This is a genomic window from Tepidiforma bonchosmolovskayae (assembly GCF_008838325.1).
Lineage (GTDB): Bacteria > Chloroflexota > Dehalococcoidia > Tepidiformales > Tepidiformaceae > Tepidiforma > Tepidiforma bonchosmolovskayae.
This window is the reverse complement of sequence record NZ_CP042829.1, coordinates 40334-59626: the sequence shown is the minus strand read 5'-3', so window position 1 is coordinate 59626 and position 19293 is coordinate 40334. Positions and strand designations below refer to the sequence as shown.

Genomic DNA, 19293 nt, shown 5'->3' with positions numbered 1-19293 from the left:
GAGTGGTTGCCATTAGGGGAATCCCCCGGTTATCGTCTACTCCCCATGGCATGGCTGATGCGGTTCTACCGGGCGATCGTCGACGCCCTGCTGCGCCGTCAGCGCGATGATGGCTGGGTCGAGCCTTCGAACGCCATCACGCGGGTCGTGCTTGCGGCGCCCTCGTCGATTGCGCTGCCGCCCATCGAGCCGCCAGTACGCCGGCAGCGGCGGACCGCCAGCATCATCGCGCTCAATGCGCGCCAGCAGCCCGTCACACGTACGGCGCAGCGCGCACGCCGCCGGCGCGCCAACCGCGCCGCCTGAACGATGCCGTCCGGCGGTATACTCTGCCTATGGCCATCTACGAGTTCTACTGCCCGACCTGCCGCGAAAAGTTCGAGCAGCGCCGCCCGATGTCGGCGGCGAACGAGCCCGCCACCTGTGCCCGGGGCCATCGCGCGGAGCGGATGCTCTCGATGTTCGCCGCACCGCGCGGCGCCATCGCAACGGCCGATTCACCCGCCGCGGGGTGCTGTGGTGGCGGCGGGTGTGCCTGCGCGTCCGCGAACTGACCCGCTTTCGCTCCGGGTTCTGAGCAGGTAGCCGGCGCACAGCGTCGCGACGGCCAGCGCCTCCGCGGCCATGATGCCGCCCGCGAGGTACGTGACGTCCTGCCAGAACGGTTCCGGGAACATCTGGATGAGCCGGTCGGTATCCGGGTCGAGCCGCCAGAGATCGTTCCTGAATGCGACCTCGTGGAACGCTGTCCACGCCTGGTCGAACCCGGTGAGCGCGAACGCTGCGATGAGACCGACGACCAGCCCGCCGGCAGCCAGCCCGGCGAGCGACAGCGTGGCCAGTCCGCGGACCGACCGTTCCCGCGACCAGAGGACGGCCAGCGCGATGTACCCCAGCACCACCACGAGCGCGATTTCGTTAACCCGGTAGAGCGCCCACATGAGCCGCTTCACGTCACGCATGTGGGCGGTTTCGCGGTCGTTGTAGAGCGGCTCCTCGACGCCGTTGACCGTCACCACGATGCGCAAGTCGCGCGCGTCGTTCTCGAAGTAGTCGATGATGTCGCGGCCGGCGCGGTCGAGCTCCGCAAGCGGAAGTCCGGTGCGCGTTTCTGCGTCGTAGGTGCGGAACCCGCGCTCGTAGACGGCGATGTCGCTCGCGAGCCACCGCACGGGCGCTGTCACGATGAGCAGCGGGAGCGCCAGAGCGTACGCCGCCGCTGCAAGGAGCCGGAACGTGTGCACCATCAAGCTCTCCCCGCCCAATCATGTCGGCGGGGCCGCAGGCGGGCAACCAGCGCTGCTACACGTTGCCGCGCTGCATCCGGTTCAGCATCTCGGCCGGCAGCTGCACGCCGGCATCGATGAACGCCTTGCCGATGGCTGCGGCGTTCGGCCCGAAGATGGTCGCCCGGTTGTCGGCGACGAACTTCTGGCTCGCGGCGATCCGATCGTACTGGCCCTGGAACCGGGGAGCCACGTACCGCGCCCAGAGTTCGTAGCTGTGCAGCGTCTTCTCCCAGGTGGTCCATTCGTGGGCTAGCCCCAGCAGGCAGCCGAACCCGCCGGAGAGCTCAAGGAGCCGCTCAACCGCCTCGATCGCATCGTCCGGGGTGCCGATGATGGCGCCACCTCGCGCGACCGTCGATTCGACGTCGCCGGGGTTCGAGGGGTCGGCCGGCCGCCCGAGGGTGTTCTCGAAGTACTCCTTGTTCCAGCGCATCATGCCTTCGGCGACGTCGGCGAATGCCTGCTCGCGCGTCTCGGCGAGGTGGATCGGCATCACGAGCCGCCAGTCGTCCCGGTTGATGGTCTTCCCGGCGTTCGCCGCCGCCTCTTCGGCCATCTCCCACGTCCTGGAGAGGGAGATGAGGCCGCCCGGCTGGGACACCGCCACGCTGAGGATGCCGACGCCGTGCTTTCCGGCGGTTACCGGGCCCGCGGGCGAGAACGTGCTCGCAACCGCTACCGGCATATGCGGGTGCGTGTACGGCGCCAGCTGCAGCCGGGCCTCGCGGAGCGTAAACCACTCCGTCTCCATCGTGACCACTTCGCCGCGGAAGAGCCGGAGAATGACGCCGAGCGCCTCGTCCATCCGTGCCCGCTGCGTCATGGGATCGATGCCGAGCATGTACGCGTCGGAGGTCAGCGCGCCCGGGCCAACGCCGAACATCGCCCGGCCCCGCGTCATGTGGTCGAGCTGGACCATGCGGTCGGCCAGCATGAAGGGGTGGTGGTACGGCAGGGAGCTCACGCCGGTCCCGAGCTTGATGTGCTTCGTGCGCTGCGCCGATGCCGCAATCATCAGCTCAGGCGAGGCGATCAGCTCCCAGCCGGCACTGTGGTGCTCACCGAACCAGGCCTCGTCGTAGTCGAGCCGGTCGAGGTGGTCGATCAGCTCGAGGTCGCGCTGGAGCGCGACGGTCGGGTTTTCGCCCAGCCGGTGAAACGGGGCCAGGAAGATGCCAAAGCGCATGCGCGCGGGGCGGTAGGTCATGGTGCTGTCTCTCCCTCCCCGGCGGCGCCGGGGTCTTTAGCGTCGGCCGAAATAGTACCCGAACCTGCACCGGAATGCGCGCGAGGCGCATCGCGCGGCTTCGCCGGCGAGTCCGCGCCGCACTGTCGACGGCCAGTCTGCCGGCCGATACCTGAAGTGAAAGAATTTCGCGGGACGCCCCGGCCCCGGTCCGGAGAGCGCCCGCTGCAGCGAGGCGTGCCATGCCACCAGGGCGCGGGTTTTACGGCAGCGACTACCGCTCCCGCCGCAACGAGCGGCGGCTCGCGCCCTTCTACCTCCTCGCGGCTGTCCCAGTGCTCGCGCTTTTCGCGTTCTTTGGCATGCAGCTCACCGGCGGTGACGATGCCCCGCCCGCCGCGGCCCCGGGCGGAGGGAGCCCGACCGCCGGCGGCAGCCCGTCCGCCGGGTCCAGTCCAACCAACACCCCGGCGCCGACCCGCCACCCGTCGTCGCGCGTCGGCGGCATGGAAGAAGGCACCTACCGGCCCGCCGCCAACCCGCCGAAGCCCGACATCCGGGAGTACCTGATCGCCGGCGGGAAGCGGTTCGCGCTTCCGCTGACCGCCCACGCGGGCGTGGAGGACTACTTTGGCACCGACCGGGGCAACGGCCTCCGCCACGCCGGCGTCGACTTTTCCCTCGTCGGCCTGAAGAACATCACGGTCCAGTCGGCGTGCGATGGCGAGGTGGTCGTTACAGGGAGCGATGAGCGGTACGGGACCCACGTCGTGGTCGATTGCGGCGGCGGGTTCACAACAGTCTATGGATGGCTGCAGGGCCTGCGGGTGGCGAAGGGGAACCTGGTGAGCAAGTCGACCGTCATCGGCATCGGCGAGCCGGGCGGATTCCTCCACTTCGAAATCCGCTACCAGGGCCATCCCGTCGACCCGGCTGACTTCGTGCAGGTCCCCGGCCGGGAGGTCATCCCGTGGACACCGACGCCGACCCCCACGCCGAAGCCCGGCGAAACCCCGACCCCGGAGCCGACGGCCACGAGCACTCCGCGGAGCGGTGCGGGCGGCCCGGGCGGCGCCACGGACGACGGCGGTTCGCCTGCGCCACCGGCCACGGAGCCCGGTCCGCCGACGGCAACCCCAACGCCGGAGCCGCCAACGCCGACGCCCACGATCACCCCGACCCCGACCCGGACGCCCACGCCTACGCGGACCCCGGTGCCGCCAAAGGCCACGCCGACGCCCCTGCCGCGGGCCTACTGAGCCCTGTTCGCTGCGGCCCGGAGCTGGCACGATCCCTGCACGTGAACCGCTTCGAGCCGGGCGCCATCGTCGCACTCCGGTATATCACCCGTGCCGACAGCACCGTGGGCATGACCTGGCCCGCACGGGTTGTGGCTGACGGCGACAGCCTGGTCGCCCTCTGGATTCCCGAGGGCGCCGAGTACCGCGCCTGGCACCGGCCCCCTGGCGAGCCGCGCCGGCTCGTCCCCGCGCACTGGCGCAGAGAAACGGTCCGGCTGATGTTCCCCGGGGCTGCCCACTCCGTCTGGTGCTCCTGGGAAGGCCCCGGCCGCCGGTTTCGGATGTACTACGTCAACTTCGAAGAGCCGTTCCGTCGGACGCAGATCGGGTTCGACACCAATGACCACGCGCTCGACATCGTGGTCTGGCCGGATTTCCGCTGGGAGTGGAAGGACCTCGATGAGTTCGAGGCGCTCGCCGCATCGGGTGTCTTTGCGCCCGACTTTGCCCGGGCGGTTCGCGCCGAGGCGGGCGGGGTCCTCGCGGCGATTGAGCAGCGGGCAGCCCCGTTCGACGGCAGCTGGGTCGACTGGCAGCCGCCCGCGGAGTGGACTGTTCCCGCACTTCCCGCCGGGTGGGATACCGTGCCGCCGGTGCCATGGGACCTCCGGCGGTGGGCCTACCGGCCGGACCTTGCCCGTTGACGGACCCGCTGCCGGCGCGGAGGATCGGGCCATGGCACTCTACGAATACGTCTGCGCCTCCTGCGGCACCCGGACCGAAAAGCGGATGCCGATGTCTGACGTTCTCCAGTTCATCCCCTGCCCGAAGTGCGGTAAGCAGGCGGAGAAGGCGTTCGGGCGTTTCGTCCTCGTAGGCCTTGCACAGCCGGGCGTCGAGGATGGCCCGGCCCCATGGGAAGACGGCGGGAACGGCGAGGGCGCCGAAGGGCACACCCACGAGTGGGGCGGCCACAGCCACTCGCACGGGCACAGCCATGGCCACAGCCATGGGCCGGGCGGCCATACACATTCGCACAGCTGGGACGACGTCGACCTGGATTGACCGGAGGGTTCCGGTCAGTCGCGGCCCACACCCGGGAGCACGGCCCGGAACGGTCCGACTGCTCCACTCCCGCCGGGCGGCGGACCGGGGTAGGCCGCAGCCATCGCTGCCTTGTCGTCCTCTTTCAGCACATTCCGCTGCTCGCGCGCTCTCAGCGAGGGGTACATCACTGCCTGGCGTTCCGCGTCGGTGCAGCTGTTGCTCCCCGTGCAGGGGTGGCCAAGGCCTGCGCCGTGTCCCAGCTCGTGCAGGATCGTCGACGCGAGGTCAAATTGCCCAGGCCCCAGGCTGTCGCTCCGCCCCCAGTTGACGTTTGCGTTGAGCTGGATGTCGAATTCGACGAGGTCGCCGTTTGACCCGCCGGACCAGACTGTGCAGGTGATACCGAGCGTTCCCGCTGGGAGCGTGGTCACGAACGTGACCGTGTTTCGCCCGTCGAGCTGGCGGCCTGGGAGATCGCATGCGCCGGGGCCTGCCGCGGTTGTGCCCGCGTAGGCGAACGCGAATGCAGACCCGGGGACCTTCGACCACTGCTCGAGCGCGTTCCGAACCAGGTCCTCCACGGCAATGCCGGGCGGTGCGCCTGCAGGGTTGTACCACACCGTCACCGGCAGGTCGGACGCAGCCCAGCGGTTCGGGTTGAGCCTGAATGCTGCTGAGCTGTCCGGCAGAGGTTGCGGAAGGTCGTCGTCGCCGGCCCACGTGAGCACGTGCACCGTCGTGGAGAGGCCGGCGGCGGCAGGCGCCGCCCCCGTCGTCCCTTCGCGGACCTGGCCGGCGGCAAGGACGACGGCAAGCGTGAAGGCCGCCACAAGCCCAACCATGAGCGCCGCTGAGCGCAGCCGCCGGGGAGGTGCCGGGGTCTCGCGGGGCGGAGTCGTGAGCCTCATCGTCAGGAACTATGCGCCACCCGCCCCGGGCGCGCTACCGGAAGCGTCAACTCGAGGAAAAGGACGCGGGACCGGCTCAGGCCGGTCCCGCGTCATTGCCCGGATTGCGCCGTCGGCCTCAGTTCGTGAAGAGCTCTGACTTCTGGCAGTCCGCGTTGTTGGCGGCGATCTTGCTCAGCCGCTCCTCGGCGCCCTTCGGTGGCTCGGGGAAGGGCGAGTCCTGCTGAAAGATGGCAGCATTCGTGTTGCCCTTCTTCAACGCTGCGACGGCTTCGTCGAGCGATTTGCTCGAGTCGCTATGCCACTGCTTCAGGTCAGCCGGCGGTTTGGCGGCCTTAAACGACTTCGCGAAGGTCTCGAAGGGCTCCGCAATCTTCTTCGCCGCCTCTTCCTCACTCTGGATGTTCGCGAGATTCGCGAAGAGCTTCGTAAGGTCATCCTGGAACTGTGCGCCGGCCTTGCAGATATCCGCAACGAACTTTTCGTCGGAGCCGGTGCCGGTGCCGCCGCTGCCGCCGCCCCCGCAGGCGCCGAGCAGCAGTGCCCCGAGGAGGGCGGGCACGAGGATGAACCCGGCCCGGAGGTGAATAACGTCCTTCAAACTGGTGTCTCCTTTCGATGAGGCCATGCCCCGGGCCATGCTGGTCCCCCAGGTGGCTACGAGCAAATGTTCGGCCGTATCTGCGCGGGCTGAAGGTCGGATTGCAGCAGGAGCGCCGGATTCCGGACAAACAGTGCGGGGACCCGTTGACGGGTCCCCGCACGCGCATGCTGCGCCGAAGCGGTGACTCAAATCTCCAGCATCTGGGCGACGCGCTCGCGGTGGTAGTCACCGTCGCCCCAGAAGAGTTCCGCGCGCTTCTGGCGGCGGAAGTAGAGCTGGATGATGTAGTCCTTGGTGAAGCCGATGCCGCCGTGGATCTGCTGCCCGTGCGCGACCACGCGCCGGCTGGCATCGCTGCACCAGGCCTTGGCCATGGCGGTGTCCATGTCCTGCGAGTCCTCGTTTTCGCTGGTCGCCCAGGCCGCCTTGTACATGATGAACCGCATGCCGTCGACATCGGTGACCATGTCGGCAGCCTTGTGCTGGATCGCCTGGAATGAGCCGATCGGGCGGCCGAACTGGACGCGCTCCTTGGCGTAGTTCACCGAGATTTCGAAGTCGCGCTGGGCAAGGCCGACGAGGTACGCGCACTCGAGGCAGGTCGCCATGTTGCGGAGCCGCGACGCGGTCTTGTCGTCCATGTCGATGACATCGGCTGCCGGCACCTTCACATCCTTGAAGACCACTTCGCACTGCTTGTCGCTGGCGATGGTCTTGAGGACGGTGATGCTGATGCCCTCGGCCGTGCGCGGGACGATGAACGTGCTGAGCCGGCCGTCCGGCTTCCAGGCAACGACGTGCAGGTAGTCCGCGACGTGCGCATCGGGGACGAACAGCTTGGTGCCGTTGAGCACGTAGTCGTTTCCGCTCTGCGTGGCCTTCATCTCGATGCCTTCGCGGTCCCAGCGGCCCGACGGCTCGGTGATCGCGTAGGTGTGAATCGCGGTGCCGTTCGCGATGTTGGGGAGGTACTTCTTCTTCTGCTCGTCGGTGCCGGCGAGGATCAGTTCAGCCGCGCAGACCTGGTTCGGGATGAACGGCCCGGGGACGAGCGCCCGCCCAAACTCTTCGACCAGGATGCAGAGGTCGAGGAAGGAGAACCCGGCGCCGCCGTACTCCTCCGGAATCATGAGGCCGTGCCAGCCGAGGTCGGCCATCTTCTTCCAGAGCTCGGGGCTGTACCCCTTCTCGTCCTCTTCCATTGCGCGGACGTGCTCTTCGGGGCACTCCTTCTCGAGGAACTCACGGGCGGAGTTCTTCAGCAGTTCCTGTTCTTCGCTGAGGCCAAGGTCCATTCGTTCTGCGTCCCTTTCGATGTGTCGTGACCGCGCCCCGCGCGGCCCGCCGAACCCGGTTCGGCCCGGTGTCCTTGTTGCGGCCGGATTGTAACAGGAACGTTCGCCCCGCGCGAACGGCCTACCTCGCCCGCCCGACGCCTTCGATGATGTCCCGCACGACCGCCGGGTCCGCAAGCGTCGTGACGTCGCCGACGTTCTCCGGCTCGCCTTCGGCAATCTTGCGCAGGATGCGGCGCATGATCTTGCCCGAGCGTGTCTTCGGCAGCCCTTCAACGAACTGGATCCTGTCGGGAGTGGCGATGGCGCTGATCTCCCGGCGGACGGCGTCGCGCAGCTCTTTCGCCAGTTCGTCCGAAGCCGTGTACCCGGCCTTCAGCATGACGTAAGCGTAGATGCCGGTGCCCTTGATGTCGTGCGGGTAGCCCACGACGGCTGCTTCCGCGACGGCCGGGTGACCGACGAGGGCGCCCTCGATTTCGGCCGTGCCGAGGCGATGCCCCGAGACGTTCAGGACGTCGTCGACGCGCCCCGTAATCCAGTAATACCCATCCTTGTCGCGGTGGCAGCCGTCGCCCGTGAAGTACTTCCCGGGGTAGGTTGTCAGGTAGGTTTGGACGAACCGGTCGTGGTCGCCGTACACGGTGCGCATCATCCCCGGCCACGACGCTTTCATGCAGAGCCGGCCCGTCACTCCGTTGCCCTCGAGTTCGCGCCCTTCCTCGTCGACCACACATGGCTGAACGCCGAAGAAGGGCAGCGAGCCGGAGCCCGGCTTCATCGGCGTCGCCCCGGCGAGCCCGGAAATCATGTGGCCGCCCGTCTCCGTCTGCCAGTAGGTGTCGACGATGGAGCATCGGCCTTCGCCCACCACGTTGAAGTACCAGCGCCACGCCTCGGGGTTGATCGGCTCGCCGACGGTTCCGAGAACGCGGAGGGAGGTGCGCCGGTACTTCGTGACATGCTCGTTGCCTTCGCGGGCGATGGCGCGGATAGCCGTCGGCGCGGTGTAGAACACCGTGATGCCGAGGCGGTCGACCATATCCCAGTACCGCCCCGCGTCGGGGTAGGTCGGGATCGATTCAAACATCACCGTCGTGGACCCGTTCCCGAGCGGTCCGTAGACGATGTAGCTGTGTCCGGTGATCCAGCCGACGTCGGCAGCGCAGCAGTAAATGTCGTCCTCGCGGATATCGAAGACGTACTTATGGCTGCACATCACGTGCAGGAGGTAGCCGGCGTGCGTGTGGAGGACGCCTTTTGGCTTCCCGGTCGACCCCGACGTGTAGAGGATGAACAGCGGGTCTTCACTGTCCATCTGCTCCGGCGGGCACTCAGCCGGCTCGTTGGCCACCGCGTCATGCCACCACTCGTCGCGGCCGGCCACCATGTTCACCGGCGTTCCCGTGTGCCGGTACACGATGCAGAACTCGACCGAGTGGCCGGGCTCGGCGAGCGCCTCGTCGACGTTCGCCTTGAGGGGCACGGCACGCCCGCCACGCCGGCCTTCGTCCTGCGTAATGACTGCCTTGCAGGTCGAGTCGTCGATGCGGTCGCGGATCGATCGAGGGGAGAACCCTCCAAAGATGACGGAGTGGATGGCGCCGATCCGGGCGCACGCGAGCATCGCCGCCGCAAGCTCGGGAACCATGCCCATGTAGATGGCGACCCGGTCACCCTTGCGGACGCCCCTGCGGCGGAGGGCATTGGCCAGCCGGTTCACCATCTCCGACAGTTCGCGGTAGGTCACCCGTCGGTTCGTTCCCGGTTCGTCGCCCTCCCAGAGGATGGCGGTCTTGTCGCCGCGGGCAGCAAGGTGCCGGTCGAGGCACTGCACCGAGGCATTCAGCTTGCCGCCGATGAACCAGGCGATTTTCCCCGTGTAGAGGTCCTCCTCCACGACACGGTCGAACGGCTTGGAGAACGTGAGGAAGCGCTCGGCCATCTCCCGCCAAAACGCGTCCCGGTCCTCGACGCTGCGGCGGTACATCTCGCGGTAGGTCTCCATGTCGGCCACCAGCGCTCCTTCGCGGACGCGGGCCGGCGGCTCGTACACCTCGTCGACGGGGAGTCCAACGTCGGCCATGGGTATCCTCCTGGTGCTGCGTGCAGGGGTGGGGTGTTAGCGGTGCATTCTACTGAACGGCGGTGCGGCGGCGGCGTCAGGGCACGCTCGGGTCGTACTCCTCGGCGATGTGGCCGCCCGCTTTGAGCGCCTCGTATTCGGAATCGCTCACCTTCAGCAGCTCGCGATAGACATACTCGTTGTGTTCGCCGAAGCAGACCGGCGGCTGATAGAACTCCACCGGCGTCTTCTCGAACTTCCAAAGCGGACCGACGTACTCGTGCGTCCCGGCGTCGCGGACGGTCTGCTTCTTGAAGAAGTCGCGCGCCCGCAGATGGGGGTCGTCGAACATCCGCGACGCTTCGAGCACCGGCGTCGCGGCGATCCCGCGAGCCTGGAGCAGGTGCATCATCTCGTAGTCGTCCCGTTCGCGGGTCCACTCGGCGATGCCGGCATCGATCTCGCGGAAGTGCGCGGCCCGCCCCTCGTTCGTCGCAAAGCGCGGGTCGAGCGCCCACGCCGGTGACCCCATGGCCTCGACAAGCTGCTGCCACTGGGCGTCGTTCTCGATATGGATGGCAATCCAGTGGTCGTCCATCGTGGTGGCGTCGCCGGGGGACTTGGCAGGGTAGACACCGCAGGGATACCGGCCGTGCACATCGCGGTTGCCGATGGCCGACTGCACGTTCCGGTTCATCGAGTAGTCCATGATGGCATGGGTGAACATCGCGGCGGCGTTCTCGGCCTGGGCGATTTCGATCGTTTGACCCTCGCCCGTCCGGTCGCGGTACCAGAGGGCTGCCATCACCGCGAACGCCCCCTGTGCGCCAGCCATGTAGTCGCCGGAGTAGATCGCCGTGTTCGCCGAGGGGTCGGCGTCGTCATACCCGCGCAGGAGGGTGTGCCCCATCACCGCCTCCAGGTGGACGCCGAGAGCACGCGCCTCCCTGTACGGACCGGTGAGCCCGTAGGCCGGCACCCGCACGATGATGAGTCGCGGGTTCGCATCCCGGAGCCACTCCTCCGTGATGCCGAGTTTCTCCAGCGTCCCGACGGCATTGTTCTCGTACACGACGTCGGAAATGGCCACCAGCCGGCGGAGGATGTCCTTTCCCTCGGGCCGCCGCAGGTCGACGGTGAAACTCTTCTTGTTCCGGTAGAGGCTGACGAACGTCGGGTTATAGTTCCACGGCCGCGGTCCCACCTCGTTGCGGGGGAGGCCGCCGCTCCAGGCGATCGACCGCTCAAGCAGGATCTGCGGCGGCCGGGCCATCGCTCCACGGGTCATCGGCTGGAATACGAACGGGTTCTCGGGCTTAATCACCTCTGCGCCGAGGTCGCCGAGCAGCATCGTCGCGAATGGGCCGGCCCACACCACGCACAGGTCAATGACCCGGATGCCCTCCAGCGGCTTCGGACTCATCGTGCACCTCCCGCAGCACAAACCTGCGCAATGGTCGTGTCATCCACTCCAGCTTCCCGGAGGACCTCTTCGGTGTGCTGGCCCAGCAGCGGCGCGGGCCTGCGGAGCTCCCAGCCGCCCTTCCCCATGATGAACGGGCGGCCGGGGAACTCGACGTCGCCGAGTTCCGGGTGGGTCGCGCGTGCCCAGAAACCGCGCCCACGGAAATGCTCGTCCTCGAAGAGGTCCTCCATACTGAAGAGCGGTCCGCAGAGAACCTTCGCCCTCCGTGCCTCGGCCCAGATCTCGCGCTTGGTGCGCTCCAGGCACCAGGTGAGGAAGTAAGTGTTCCACTCCTCGATAACGTAGGGGTCCAGCCGCTTGACCGGGTCCTGGAACTGCGGCTGCTGGTTCCAGTCGGGGTGACCGAGCATATCATCGACCCGGTCCGGCCGGAGCGATGCGTTGGTGAACTCCACATAGCCGTCGGCACACGGGTAGATGCCCTGGGGCATGCCGGCCCCGCCGCCGGCCGCCCGGATCGTCTTTCGTCCGCTGAACTGGTAGGCGATGGCGGTCGCGTGGCGCCGGTCGACTCCCCCGAAATGGGTTTCGGCGAGCGAGATGTCGACGTGCTGGCCGATGCCGAACCGCTTCGCTGCCCAGAGTGCGGCCATAATCGCAACGGACGCCGCCGCGCCCGATTCGAACAGCGCAGCGGTGCCCGCCATCTTGACCGGTTCCCGCTCGGTCAGGCCCATGGAGTACATCTCGCCGGCGAAACCGTACAGGGTGAGCTCGCTCAGGCGGTAATCCCGGTAGGGGCCCGTCTGGCCGAAGTTCGAGATGGACACCACCGGGAGCGAGGGGTTAATCCGGCGGACGAAGTCGAGGCCGACCCCGAGCCGGTCGAGCGTGCCAGGGGCGAAGCTCTCGACCACGATGTGCGAACGCTTTGCGAGCGCTTCGAGGGCTGCCTTGCCGGCCGGCTCACGGAGATCGAGGACTACGGACCGTTTGTTGCAATTTAAGTAAAAGAAGAGTCCGCTCCGCTCCGGATGGGGCTCGCCTCCTTTGAACGGCGGCAGCATGCGGGCGACGTCGCCTCCCGGCTTTTCGACCTTGATGACGTCGGCGCCGAGGTCGGCCAGCAGCCGCGTCGCGTAGGGGCCGGCGATATGGTGCGTCAGGTCGAGGACGCGCACGTCATCCAGCGCCTGCATCGGCTTCACCTCCTGCTCTGCCGCCTGCCCGGCGGCACGCGGAATCTACCAGAGTGACAGGGCCGGGTGAACTGCCTCTTGCGATGCGGGCAGGTAGAATCCCCCGTCAGCCCGGGCGGTCCTTCCGCCCGCACATTTCACGGAGGAGCGCCCTATGGCTGTCCGCTACCAGAACTGGCGCGACGAGTACAAGTCGCGGCAGAAGTCTCTCGACGAGGCAATGCAGGTCATCAAGGAAGGCGACCTCGTCGGCATCACCATCCTGTGCCCTGGCCCGCTGGTGCAGGCGTTCATCGAGCGCGCCAGGCAGCTCGGCAACGTCAACATCCGCACCCTTGCGCCCAACTACCCGGACCTCTTCAACCCGGAGCTCTTCAAGGGTGAGCGCGAGATCGAGCTCTTCATCGGCGATGCCATGCGGCCGGCCCACGATGCGAAGATCGCCACCTACCTGCCGAACACCTTCATGCTCGGCATGAAGGCCTTCGACAACGGCCGGCCTGAGGCCCGCATTCCGGACGTCTTCCTCACCCCGTGCAGCCCCCCGAACGAGCACGGCTACGTCCACTTCGGGCCGCACATGTGGCAGCGCAAGAGCTATGCGAAGCGCTGCAAGCACACCATCGCCATCGTCGACCCGAACATTACGCCGGTGTACGGCGACGTCTGGATGCACGTGTCCGAGATTGAGACGTTCGTCGAGGGGGTGATGAAGCCGGTCGATATCCCGGCGATGGAGGAGCGCGTCCGCACCCTCGCGAAGGAGGAGGACCGGCAGGCGCTGCTCGACATCATGAAGCGGGCCACGCCCGACCAGCTCGCGCTGGTGGAGCACACGTTCCACACATTCCCGCCGTCGCTCCTCGGGGCCGCGCTCGGCATCGCGGAGGTTGACCCGGCGGCCCAGGCCATCGCCGACAACTTGCGGCAGATCATCCGCGACGGCGACACCATCCAGGTCGGGGTCGGCCAGCCGAGCCAGCTGATGTTCCTGGCGGGCGCCTTCGACGATGCGAAGCACCTTGGCATCCACACCGAACTCGGCTCGCCGGGGCTCGCAAAGCTCTGGGCGCGGGGCATCGTCGACGGCTCGAAGAAGACGCTCTTCCCGGGGAAGTCCGTGGCGGTGGCCTGGACCGGCTGCGACGGCGAGGACCTCAAGATCATCGCGGGGAACCCGGCCTTCGAGCTGCACCAGCACGACATCATCCTCAATCCTGCGTTCATGTCGCAGAACCACCAGATGACCTCCATCAACAGCGCCATTGCGGTCGACCTGCTCGGCCAGATCGCGAGCGAGGACCGGTTCGGCGGGCACATGGTGAACGGCACGGGCGGCCAGCCCGATACGCACATGGCCGCCGCCATGTGCAAGAACGGCCGCGCCATCACCGTCATGCGCTCGACCGCGATGGACGGGACCATCTCGAAGGTTGTCGCGAAGCACGAGGCCGGGACGCTCGTGACCATCCCCCGGTATCTCGCGGACACCATCATCACGGAGTACGGGGTGGCTCGCCTGCTGGATAAGAACCACCGGCAGCGTGCCGAGGAGCTGATTTCGATCGCCCACCCGGATTTCCGGGCGGAGCTCCGAAGGGAAGCCCAGGAGCTCTGGGGGTAAGCGTCAGCCGTCGCTTGCCCGCTGCGTCGCGAGCTCGGCCTCGCGGCGCAGCGCCCACGGCGACAGCCGCTCGTGCCCTGCGAGGAGCAGCGCTGCGCCGATCAGGCTGACGGGCACCACATTGACCAGGTGGGCGAGGATGGCGAAGCTGAGCGCCCTGGTTTCGGGAACGCCGAACGGGAGCAGCGAGGCCGTGGCCGCGACGTGGAAGACCCCGACCGCGCCCGGCGAACTCGGCAGCAGCATTGCCAGGTTGGTCGTGCAGGTCAGGAGGACCGCGACGGCGAACGGTGCATCGATGTTGAGTGCACGCATCAACAGGTAGTTGATGGCGAACGCCCCAACCCAGGCGGTCCACGACCAGCCCCAGATGTGGACGACACGGTCGCGCGCGAAAAGCCGTCCGAGGCCATCGGCGAACGAGGCCGCCTCGGCGCGGATGCGCCGGTTGGCCGGGAGGCGCCGCCGCAGCCGTTCGGAATGCGCCACCGCGTTGAGACGGGCACGGAAAACCCCCGCGACTGCGATGGAAACCGCAAGCCCCGCAATGACGACCCACGCCGCGGTCTTGAGACCCTCGTACCGGGCCGGGACGGGGAGAAATGGACTGACTGCGAGGAAGCACAGCATGAGCGTGATTGTGTCGGTCACGCGCTCCGTGAGCATCGACGAGAGGACGTGCCCAAGCCGGACCCCGGGCTGACGCGAGGTCATGGCGACGCGTGCAACGTCGCCCAGCCGCGCCGGCAGCACGTTATTCAGCAGGAAGCTGATGTGGAGGATGCGGTACAGGCGCCTCGTCGTCACCGGCGACGTTTCGGGCAGGAGGAGGCGCCATCGCACCGTCTTTGCGACGAGCGATGCAACAAGGCAGAGAATGGCCATTGCGACGAGCAGCGGGTCAGCGGTCCTGAGCGAGGTGAGGGTCGGCGTCCAGGGGATGACCTGCCACAGCAGCACCACCGAAACTGCGGTGATGGCGAAGCCGGGCGCTGAGCTGGCGAGCGAACGGATCACTGCCCTGTCCCTTCACCTACAGGGTGCCACAACCCTTCCGCACGGGGAAACCGGGGGCTACGCTGGTAGGCGTGTCGGTCGTCGCCGAATCGCGCGGGACACCCCGCTGGGGCCGTCTGAAGCTCCCGCCGCTTCCCGAGCCGCCCGCAACCCGGTCGGGCCGGGTTCTGCTCGCCGCGCAGGCTGCGGTGCTGCTGGCGATGACCGGGACCGTGGCCACGCGAACCTGGCAGGACCATACCTGGTTCGGCTTTTTGCTCATGGGCCTTGCGTTGGCCCTCTGGGTGCCTGAAGCCCGGCAGCGGCGGATTCGGCGCTGGTGGTTCGTCTACGTGGCCGGCATCTTTGTGTACACCCTGCTCCGTGCCTACGCAGATGAGGCGGGGGCACCGATCCGCATCACGTATCCCATTTCGTTCGACCGCTGGCTGTTCTTCGGCACGGACCCGACGCTCTGGCTGCAGCGCCGCTTCTTCGACCCGCGCGATATCGGGCTGCTCGATTACCTCGCCGTCGCAACACACTGGTCATTCTTTATCGCGCCCCATGCCCTCGCCGTCGGCGTCTTCCTCCTCCAGCGGCGGCAGTTCCCGCGCTTCGCGGTGCTCATGGTTGGCACCATGTGGCTCGGGCTCGCGCTCTTCTTCCTCGTGCCGACGGCGCCCCCGTGGTTCGCCGGCGAAATCGGCCAGCTGGCCGGCGTCCGGCGGATTATGGACTACGTCGGGGGTTCGATTCACGGAAGCGCCTACTCCTCGCTCTACGCAGCCCTTGGCGAACCGAACTCGGTGGCCGCCATGCCGTCGATCCACATGGCCGTGACCTTTGCCATGTACCTCTGGGGCCGCCGCCATCTGCCGCGCCTCGCACCGGTGCTCCTCGCCTACTGCGGTGTGATGGCGGTCTCGCTGGTCTACCTCGGCGAGCACTATGTGGCCGACCTGCTGGCCGGGATCGCCTGCGCGTCTGGAGCCTGGCTTGTTGCGGACCGGCTTGCGCCAGAACTCTCGGAGCCGGCTATGCAGCCCGCTGATACAGGTTCACGCCTGCAGTCCTGAGCCCGATATCGCCTGACCGCATAATCATCTCGCTCCCGCCGACAAACAGCACCCCGCCCGGCCGCAGCGCCCTGCTGAACCCCGCATAGATGTGCTGCTTTGCCTCGTCGGTGAAATAGATGACCACGTTCCGGCAGAGGATGAGGTCGAGGTCGGACGGGTACGGGTCTTTCAGCAGGTCATGGCGACGGAAGGTCACCTTTCTCCGGATGGCGTCCACCACCCGGTAGGTGCCGTCCTCCTGGATGAAGTACTTCTTGAGGTATTCGGGGGGCACCGAACGCACCTCCGATGGGAGGTAGCCGGAGCCGTCCTTTGCGCGGGAAAGAATGGGCATGTCGACGTCGGTCGCGAGGATGCTGTGCCGCCCGGTGGGGTCGATCCGGTCAAGGATCATCGCAACCGTATACGGTTCGCAGCCGATCGAGCACCCTGCGCTCCAGATCTTGAGGGTGCGCCGTTCGCGGAGGAGCTGGGGGAACCATTTCGTCTCGAGCTCGCGGAACCGTTCGGGCTGGCGGAAGAACTCGCTGACGTTGATAGTGAGCGTGTCCCGGACTTCGTCGAGCAGCTTCGGGTCGGACGCAATGGCGCGCGTGAACGCGCTCCACGACGCGATGCCGCGCCGGGTCATGAGCGAGGCCAGCCGCCGCTTCATCTGGGGCTCCTTGTACTGTCCCAGGGGGACGCCGATGGCTGCCTCGAGCGCCCGTCGGAAGGAGAGCCACTGGGGGTCGTGTTCGGGGTCGTGCGTCATGCCTGCCTCCCGGGGACGCTGGCCGCCAGCGCCTGCGCGATGCGGTCGATCGGCAGCTGGCGTGCGTGGCGGGTCCGTTCGAACGCCACGCGGGGCATGCCGTAGACCACGCTGGTCGCCTCATCCTGGGCGAAGACGTGCCCGCCGGCCGCCTCCACCCGCGCTGCACCGTCGGCGCCGTCCCTGCCCATCCCGGTGAGGATGGCCACGCTCACCGCGCCGCCGAAGACCTCCGCCACAGAGAAGAGCGTGACATCGACGCTCGGCCGCACCCCGTGGACGGTCGGGCCCCGGTCGAGCCGGACACGGCGGTCGCGGCCGACCAGGAGGTGGTAGTCGCCCGGCGCGACGAACACTCTGCCGGGGACGAGCAGGTCGCCCTCCTGCGCCTCAGCGACGGGCAGCGGCGACATCCCGTCCAGCCGCCGCGCGAGCGCGGCGGTAAAGCCGGGCGGCATGTGCTGCACCACGATGACTGCGGCGTTGAGGCCGGCCGGCAGATTCGGGATGACCTGGGTGAGCGCCGGCGGGCCCCCGGTCGACGATCCAATGACGACGGCGTACTTCGCAGGCGCCTGCCCTGCTGCCGCCGGGAGCCGGGTCGGCGGACGCAGCGGCGCCGGGGTGGGGGCCGGCGGCGCGACCCGGCGCCGGAGGAGACGCGCATGGCTCGCCCGCTCGACGGCCTCGAACAGCTTCTCCCCGACGTTCACGAGGTCGGCGCTCAGGCCGGACGGCTTGCCGACGCACTCGACGGCGCCGGCTTCGAGCGCGCGGATAGCAGTCTCGGTTCCTTCGTGGGTCAGCGTGGAGACCATGACGATGGGCGTCGGGACGGCCTGCATGATCTCGCGGACCGCCGACACGCCATCCATCCGCGGCATCTCGACGTCCATGGTGATGACGTCGGGCCGGAGCTCCAGGGCCTTCTTCACGGCATCCAGGCCGTCCGTGGCCTGCCCCACGACCTGGACGCCGGGATGCGCGGTGAGCAGCCGTTCGATGGCCCGGCGCATGAACGCCGAGTCGTCCACGATAAGGACGCGGATGGGCCGCGCAGGGGATGGAGCGGGAAATGCCACAGCCGGTCCTCCCCGCTAGTTGCAGAGCTTGGAGACGGCGGCCAGGACGCGGTCAGGCTCGGCCGGCTTCACGAGGAAATCCTTCGCCCCGTTCTTCACCGCCTCCAGGACGATCTGCTGCTGGCCGAGGGCCGTGACCATCGCCACCTTCGCGTTCGGGTCGACCTTCCGGATCTCCTTGAGCGCTGTCAGGCCGTCCATCTCCGGCATCGTGATGTCCATCAGGACGGCGTCGGGCCTCGCGGCCTGGTATTTCTCAAGCGCCTCGAGGCCGTTCTCCGCCTGGATCACCTCGTACCCGGCCTCCGTGAGGATCTTCGACATCCTCATGCGCATGAAGGCGGCATCGTCGACAACGAGAATGGTTGCCATCGCTTGTCTCCTACAGTTCGCTGGCCGGCGAAGCGGCCGTTCGGACAAAGGTTTTCCCGGTGGCGACGTGGACTTCCATCGTGCGGCCCTTCGTGCCGCCGAGGTCCGCCGCAACCACGCGGACGCCGTGGTGCTTCAGCCGTTCGGTAATGGCTTCGGCATTCCGGACGCCGATCTTGAATTTCTCAGCATTCGCGGCACCGAGCACCGCAGCCCCGCCCGCGACCTTGACCACGATCCGGCGCTTCACGGCCCCGGCTTCCACCAGGCGCTGGAGCAGGAGGTCAACGCCGGTATCGGCAAACCGGGCTGGCTCCCGGTCATCCACCCGCTTCCCTTCGGAGGAAGGGAGCAGGATGTGCGCCAGCGCCGCGACTTTTGCCTCCGGGTCGTAGCAGCTGATGCCGACGCAGGAGCCCAGCCCGTAGGCGACGAGGATCTCGTTTGGGTCCCGGCTGATGGCGAGCTGCCCAATGCCGACTGAGACCCTGCGGGCCTCGGCGGTGACGGTGGTCATGCCGCTACCCTCTCGAGCGCGCCCAGGGAGGCAGGGTCCGGAGCGACGATCAGGAGCCCTGCCGTTTGACCTTTCTGGTCCTCGAAGACGGCGTCCATCATGACGACTTCGCCGCCCTGCGAGAGCACTTCCGCGTAGACCGTCTCGACGAGGGCGATGGCCATGTCATGGATGACCTGGGGCGGGCTCGGGTGCAGGATCAGGTTCAGCCGGTCGGCCAGGGCGTTGACGAACGCCGAACCGACGATGTTGCCAAGCTCCGCGACGGCCGAACAGGCCATCTCGTCCGGCTCGCTGGTCGTGCCGGGCGGGTTCCCGACCATCAGGTCAACGCACTCGAGCGCCCGCGGCTCCGGAAACAGGAGCATGACGTGGCCGGTGATGTCGCCCGAGATCGAAAGGTACGACCCGAGGACGACGGTCTCTTCGCCTCCCACGGCATCACAGGCGTCATCCTTCGTCCCCACCCGGATGTTCGGTACATGGATGGCAATCTCCTGGCCCATGAGGCCGCTCAGTCCGCGCCCTGCACGGGTCGCGCCGTCTGCTGCGACTAGCGTCAACGTTGGAATGAGGTCATCGACGGCCACGGGTTCCTCCCTCTGG

General features: G+C 67.7%; 21 protein-coding genes. 7 read left to right on the top strand and 14 right to left on the bottom strand.

What is annotated here, in order from left to right; all coding sequences use genetic code 11:
- The first annotated feature begins 45 nt into the window (after window positions 1-45).
- Both Tbon_RS00325 and Tbon_RS00320 read left to right on the top strand, forming a co-directional pair.
- Window positions 46-306 carry a hypothetical protein gene (locus Tbon_RS00325; protein ID WP_158065769.1) on the top strand — a complete coding sequence of 87 codons (261 nt, stop codon included), beginning with the start codon at window positions 46-48 and terminating at the stop codon, window positions 304-306.
- 29 nt (window positions 307-335) lie between these two features.
- Window positions 336-554 (top strand): FmdB family zinc ribbon protein, encoded by a 219-nt coding sequence (locus tag Tbon_RS00320; RefSeq protein WP_158065768.1) that lies wholly within the window; start codon window positions 336-338, stop codon window positions 552-554.
- On the opposite strand, the gene Tbon_RS00315 is transcribed toward Tbon_RS00320, so the two are convergent.
- Both Tbon_RS00315 and Tbon_RS00310 read right to left on the bottom strand, forming a co-directional pair.
- Window positions 498-1247, bottom strand: coding sequence for a TIGR01906 family membrane protein (locus Tbon_RS00315; protein ID WP_158065767.1), 750 nt, complete (start codon window positions 1245-1247; stop codon window positions 498-500). The genes Tbon_RS00320 and Tbon_RS00315 overlap by 57 nt on opposite strands.
- A gap of 55 nt (window positions 1248-1302) precedes the next feature.
- Window positions 1303-2496 (bottom strand): LLM class flavin-dependent oxidoreductase, encoded by a 1194-nt coding sequence (locus tag Tbon_RS00310; protein WP_158065766.1) that lies wholly within the window; start codon window positions 2494-2496, stop codon window positions 1303-1305.
- Between the two features lie 221 nt (window positions 2497-2717).
- On the opposite strand from Tbon_RS00310, the gene Tbon_RS00305 reads away from it, so the two are divergent.
- The 3 genes from Tbon_RS00305 to Tbon_RS13640 are packed head-to-tail and all read left to right on the top strand — an operon-like array spanning window position 2718 to window position 4781.
- Window positions 2718-3734, top strand: coding sequence for a murein hydrolase activator EnvC family protein (locus tag Tbon_RS00305; RefSeq protein WP_158065765.1), 1017 nt, complete (start codon window positions 2718-2720; stop codon window positions 3732-3734).
- Window positions 3735-3775: 41 nt separating this feature from the next.
- Complete coding sequence (locus tag Tbon_RS00300) at window positions 3776-4420, top strand: DUF402 domain-containing protein (protein WP_158065764.1); 645 nt, start codon at window positions 3776-3778, stop codon at window positions 4418-4420.
- Between the two features lie 31 nt (window positions 4421-4451).
- Window positions 4452-4781, top strand: a complete 330-nt coding sequence (locus tag Tbon_RS13640) for an FmdB family zinc ribbon protein (RefSeq protein WP_192498022.1) — start codon at window positions 4452-4454, stop codon at window positions 4779-4781.
- 14 nt (window positions 4782-4795) lie between these two features.
- On the opposite strand, the gene Tbon_RS00290 is transcribed toward Tbon_RS13640, so the two are convergent.
- The 6 genes from Tbon_RS00290 to Tbon_RS00265 form a co-directional block, all read right to left on the bottom strand.
- A complete protein-coding gene (locus Tbon_RS00290; protein WP_158065762.1) occupies window positions 4796-5671 on the bottom strand; it encodes a matrixin family metalloprotease in 876 nt (291 codons plus the stop codon).
- Between the two features lie 118 nt (window positions 5672-5789).
- Window positions 5790-6272 carry a hypothetical protein gene (locus Tbon_RS00285; RefSeq protein WP_158065761.1) on the bottom strand — a complete coding sequence of 161 codons (483 nt, stop codon included), beginning with the start codon at window positions 6270-6272 and terminating at the stop codon, window positions 5790-5792.
- 188 nt (window positions 6273-6460) lie between these two features.
- Window positions 6461-7570 (bottom strand): acyl-CoA dehydrogenase family protein, encoded by a 1110-nt coding sequence (locus Tbon_RS00280; protein ID WP_158065760.1) that lies wholly within the window; start codon window positions 7568-7570, stop codon window positions 6461-6463.
- A gap of 121 nt (window positions 7571-7691) precedes the next feature.
- Window positions 7692-9656: an acetate--CoA ligase gene (gene acs / locus Tbon_RS00275; RefSeq protein ID WP_158065759.1), complete on the bottom strand. Its 1965-nt coding sequence runs from the start codon at window positions 9654-9656 to the stop codon at window positions 7692-7694.
- A gap of 76 nt (window positions 9657-9732) precedes the next feature.
- Window positions 9733-11058: a CaiB/BaiF CoA transferase family protein gene (locus tag Tbon_RS00270; RefSeq protein WP_158065758.1), complete on the bottom strand. Its 1326-nt coding sequence runs from the start codon at window positions 11056-11058 to the stop codon at window positions 9733-9735.
- Entirely contained in the window at window positions 11055-12260 is a 1206-nt protein-coding gene (locus tag Tbon_RS00265) for a CaiB/BaiF CoA transferase family protein (RefSeq protein WP_158065757.1), read from the bottom strand. Before Tbon_RS00265 ends, Tbon_RS00270 begins: the two co-directional genes overlap by 4 nt.
- 154 nt (window positions 12261-12414) lie before the next feature.
- On the opposite strand from Tbon_RS00265, the gene Tbon_RS00260 reads away from it, so the two are divergent.
- Complete coding sequence (locus Tbon_RS00260; protein ID WP_158065756.1) at window positions 12415-13884, top strand: acetyl-CoA hydrolase/transferase family protein; 1470 nt, start codon at window positions 12415-12417, stop codon at window positions 13882-13884.
- A gap of 3 nt (window positions 13885-13887) precedes the next feature.
- Here Tbon_RS00260 and Tbon_RS00255 read toward each other — a convergent pair whose 3' ends face one another.
- The gene (locus Tbon_RS00255) at window positions 13888-14901 is read right to left on the bottom strand and encodes a lysylphosphatidylglycerol synthase transmembrane domain-containing protein (RefSeq protein ID WP_158065755.1); all 1014 of its coding nucleotides are present in this window, start codon (window positions 14899-14901) and stop codon (window positions 13888-13890) included.
- Window positions 14902-14972: 71 nt separating this feature from the next.
- Between Tbon_RS00255 and Tbon_RS00250 the strand changes: the two genes are divergently transcribed.
- Entirely contained in the window at window positions 14973-15959 is a 987-nt protein-coding gene (locus Tbon_RS00250; protein ID WP_158065754.1) for a phosphatase PAP2 family protein, read from the top strand.
- Here the strand turns inward: Tbon_RS00250 and Tbon_RS00245 are convergent.
- The 5 genes from Tbon_RS00245 to Tbon_RS00225 are packed head-to-tail and all read right to left on the bottom strand — an operon-like array spanning window position 15919 to window position 19277.
- Entirely contained in the window at window positions 15919-16716 is a 798-nt protein-coding gene (locus Tbon_RS00245) for a CheR family methyltransferase (RefSeq protein ID WP_158065753.1), read from the bottom strand. The genes Tbon_RS00250 and Tbon_RS00245 overlap by 41 nt on opposite strands.
- Entirely contained in the window at window positions 16713-17798 is a 1086-nt protein-coding gene (locus Tbon_RS00240) for a protein-glutamate methylesterase/protein-glutamine glutaminase (protein ID WP_225734652.1), read from the bottom strand. The genes Tbon_RS00245 and Tbon_RS00240 overlap by 4 nt, the downstream gene beginning before the upstream one ends.
- 15 nt (window positions 17799-17813) lie before the next feature.
- Window positions 17814-18170 (bottom strand): response regulator, encoded by a 357-nt coding sequence (locus tag Tbon_RS00235; protein ID WP_158065752.1) that lies wholly within the window; start codon window positions 18168-18170, stop codon window positions 17814-17816.
- Between the two features lie 10 nt (window positions 18171-18180).
- A complete protein-coding gene (locus Tbon_RS00230; protein WP_158065751.1) occupies window positions 18181-18687 on the bottom strand; it encodes a chemotaxis protein CheD in 507 nt (168 codons plus the stop codon).
- Entirely contained in the window at window positions 18684-19277 is a 594-nt protein-coding gene (locus Tbon_RS00225; RefSeq protein ID WP_158065750.1) for a chemotaxis protein CheC, read from the bottom strand. The genes Tbon_RS00230 and Tbon_RS00225 overlap by 4 nt, the downstream gene beginning before the upstream one ends.
- Window positions 19278-19293 lie beyond the last annotated feature (16 nt).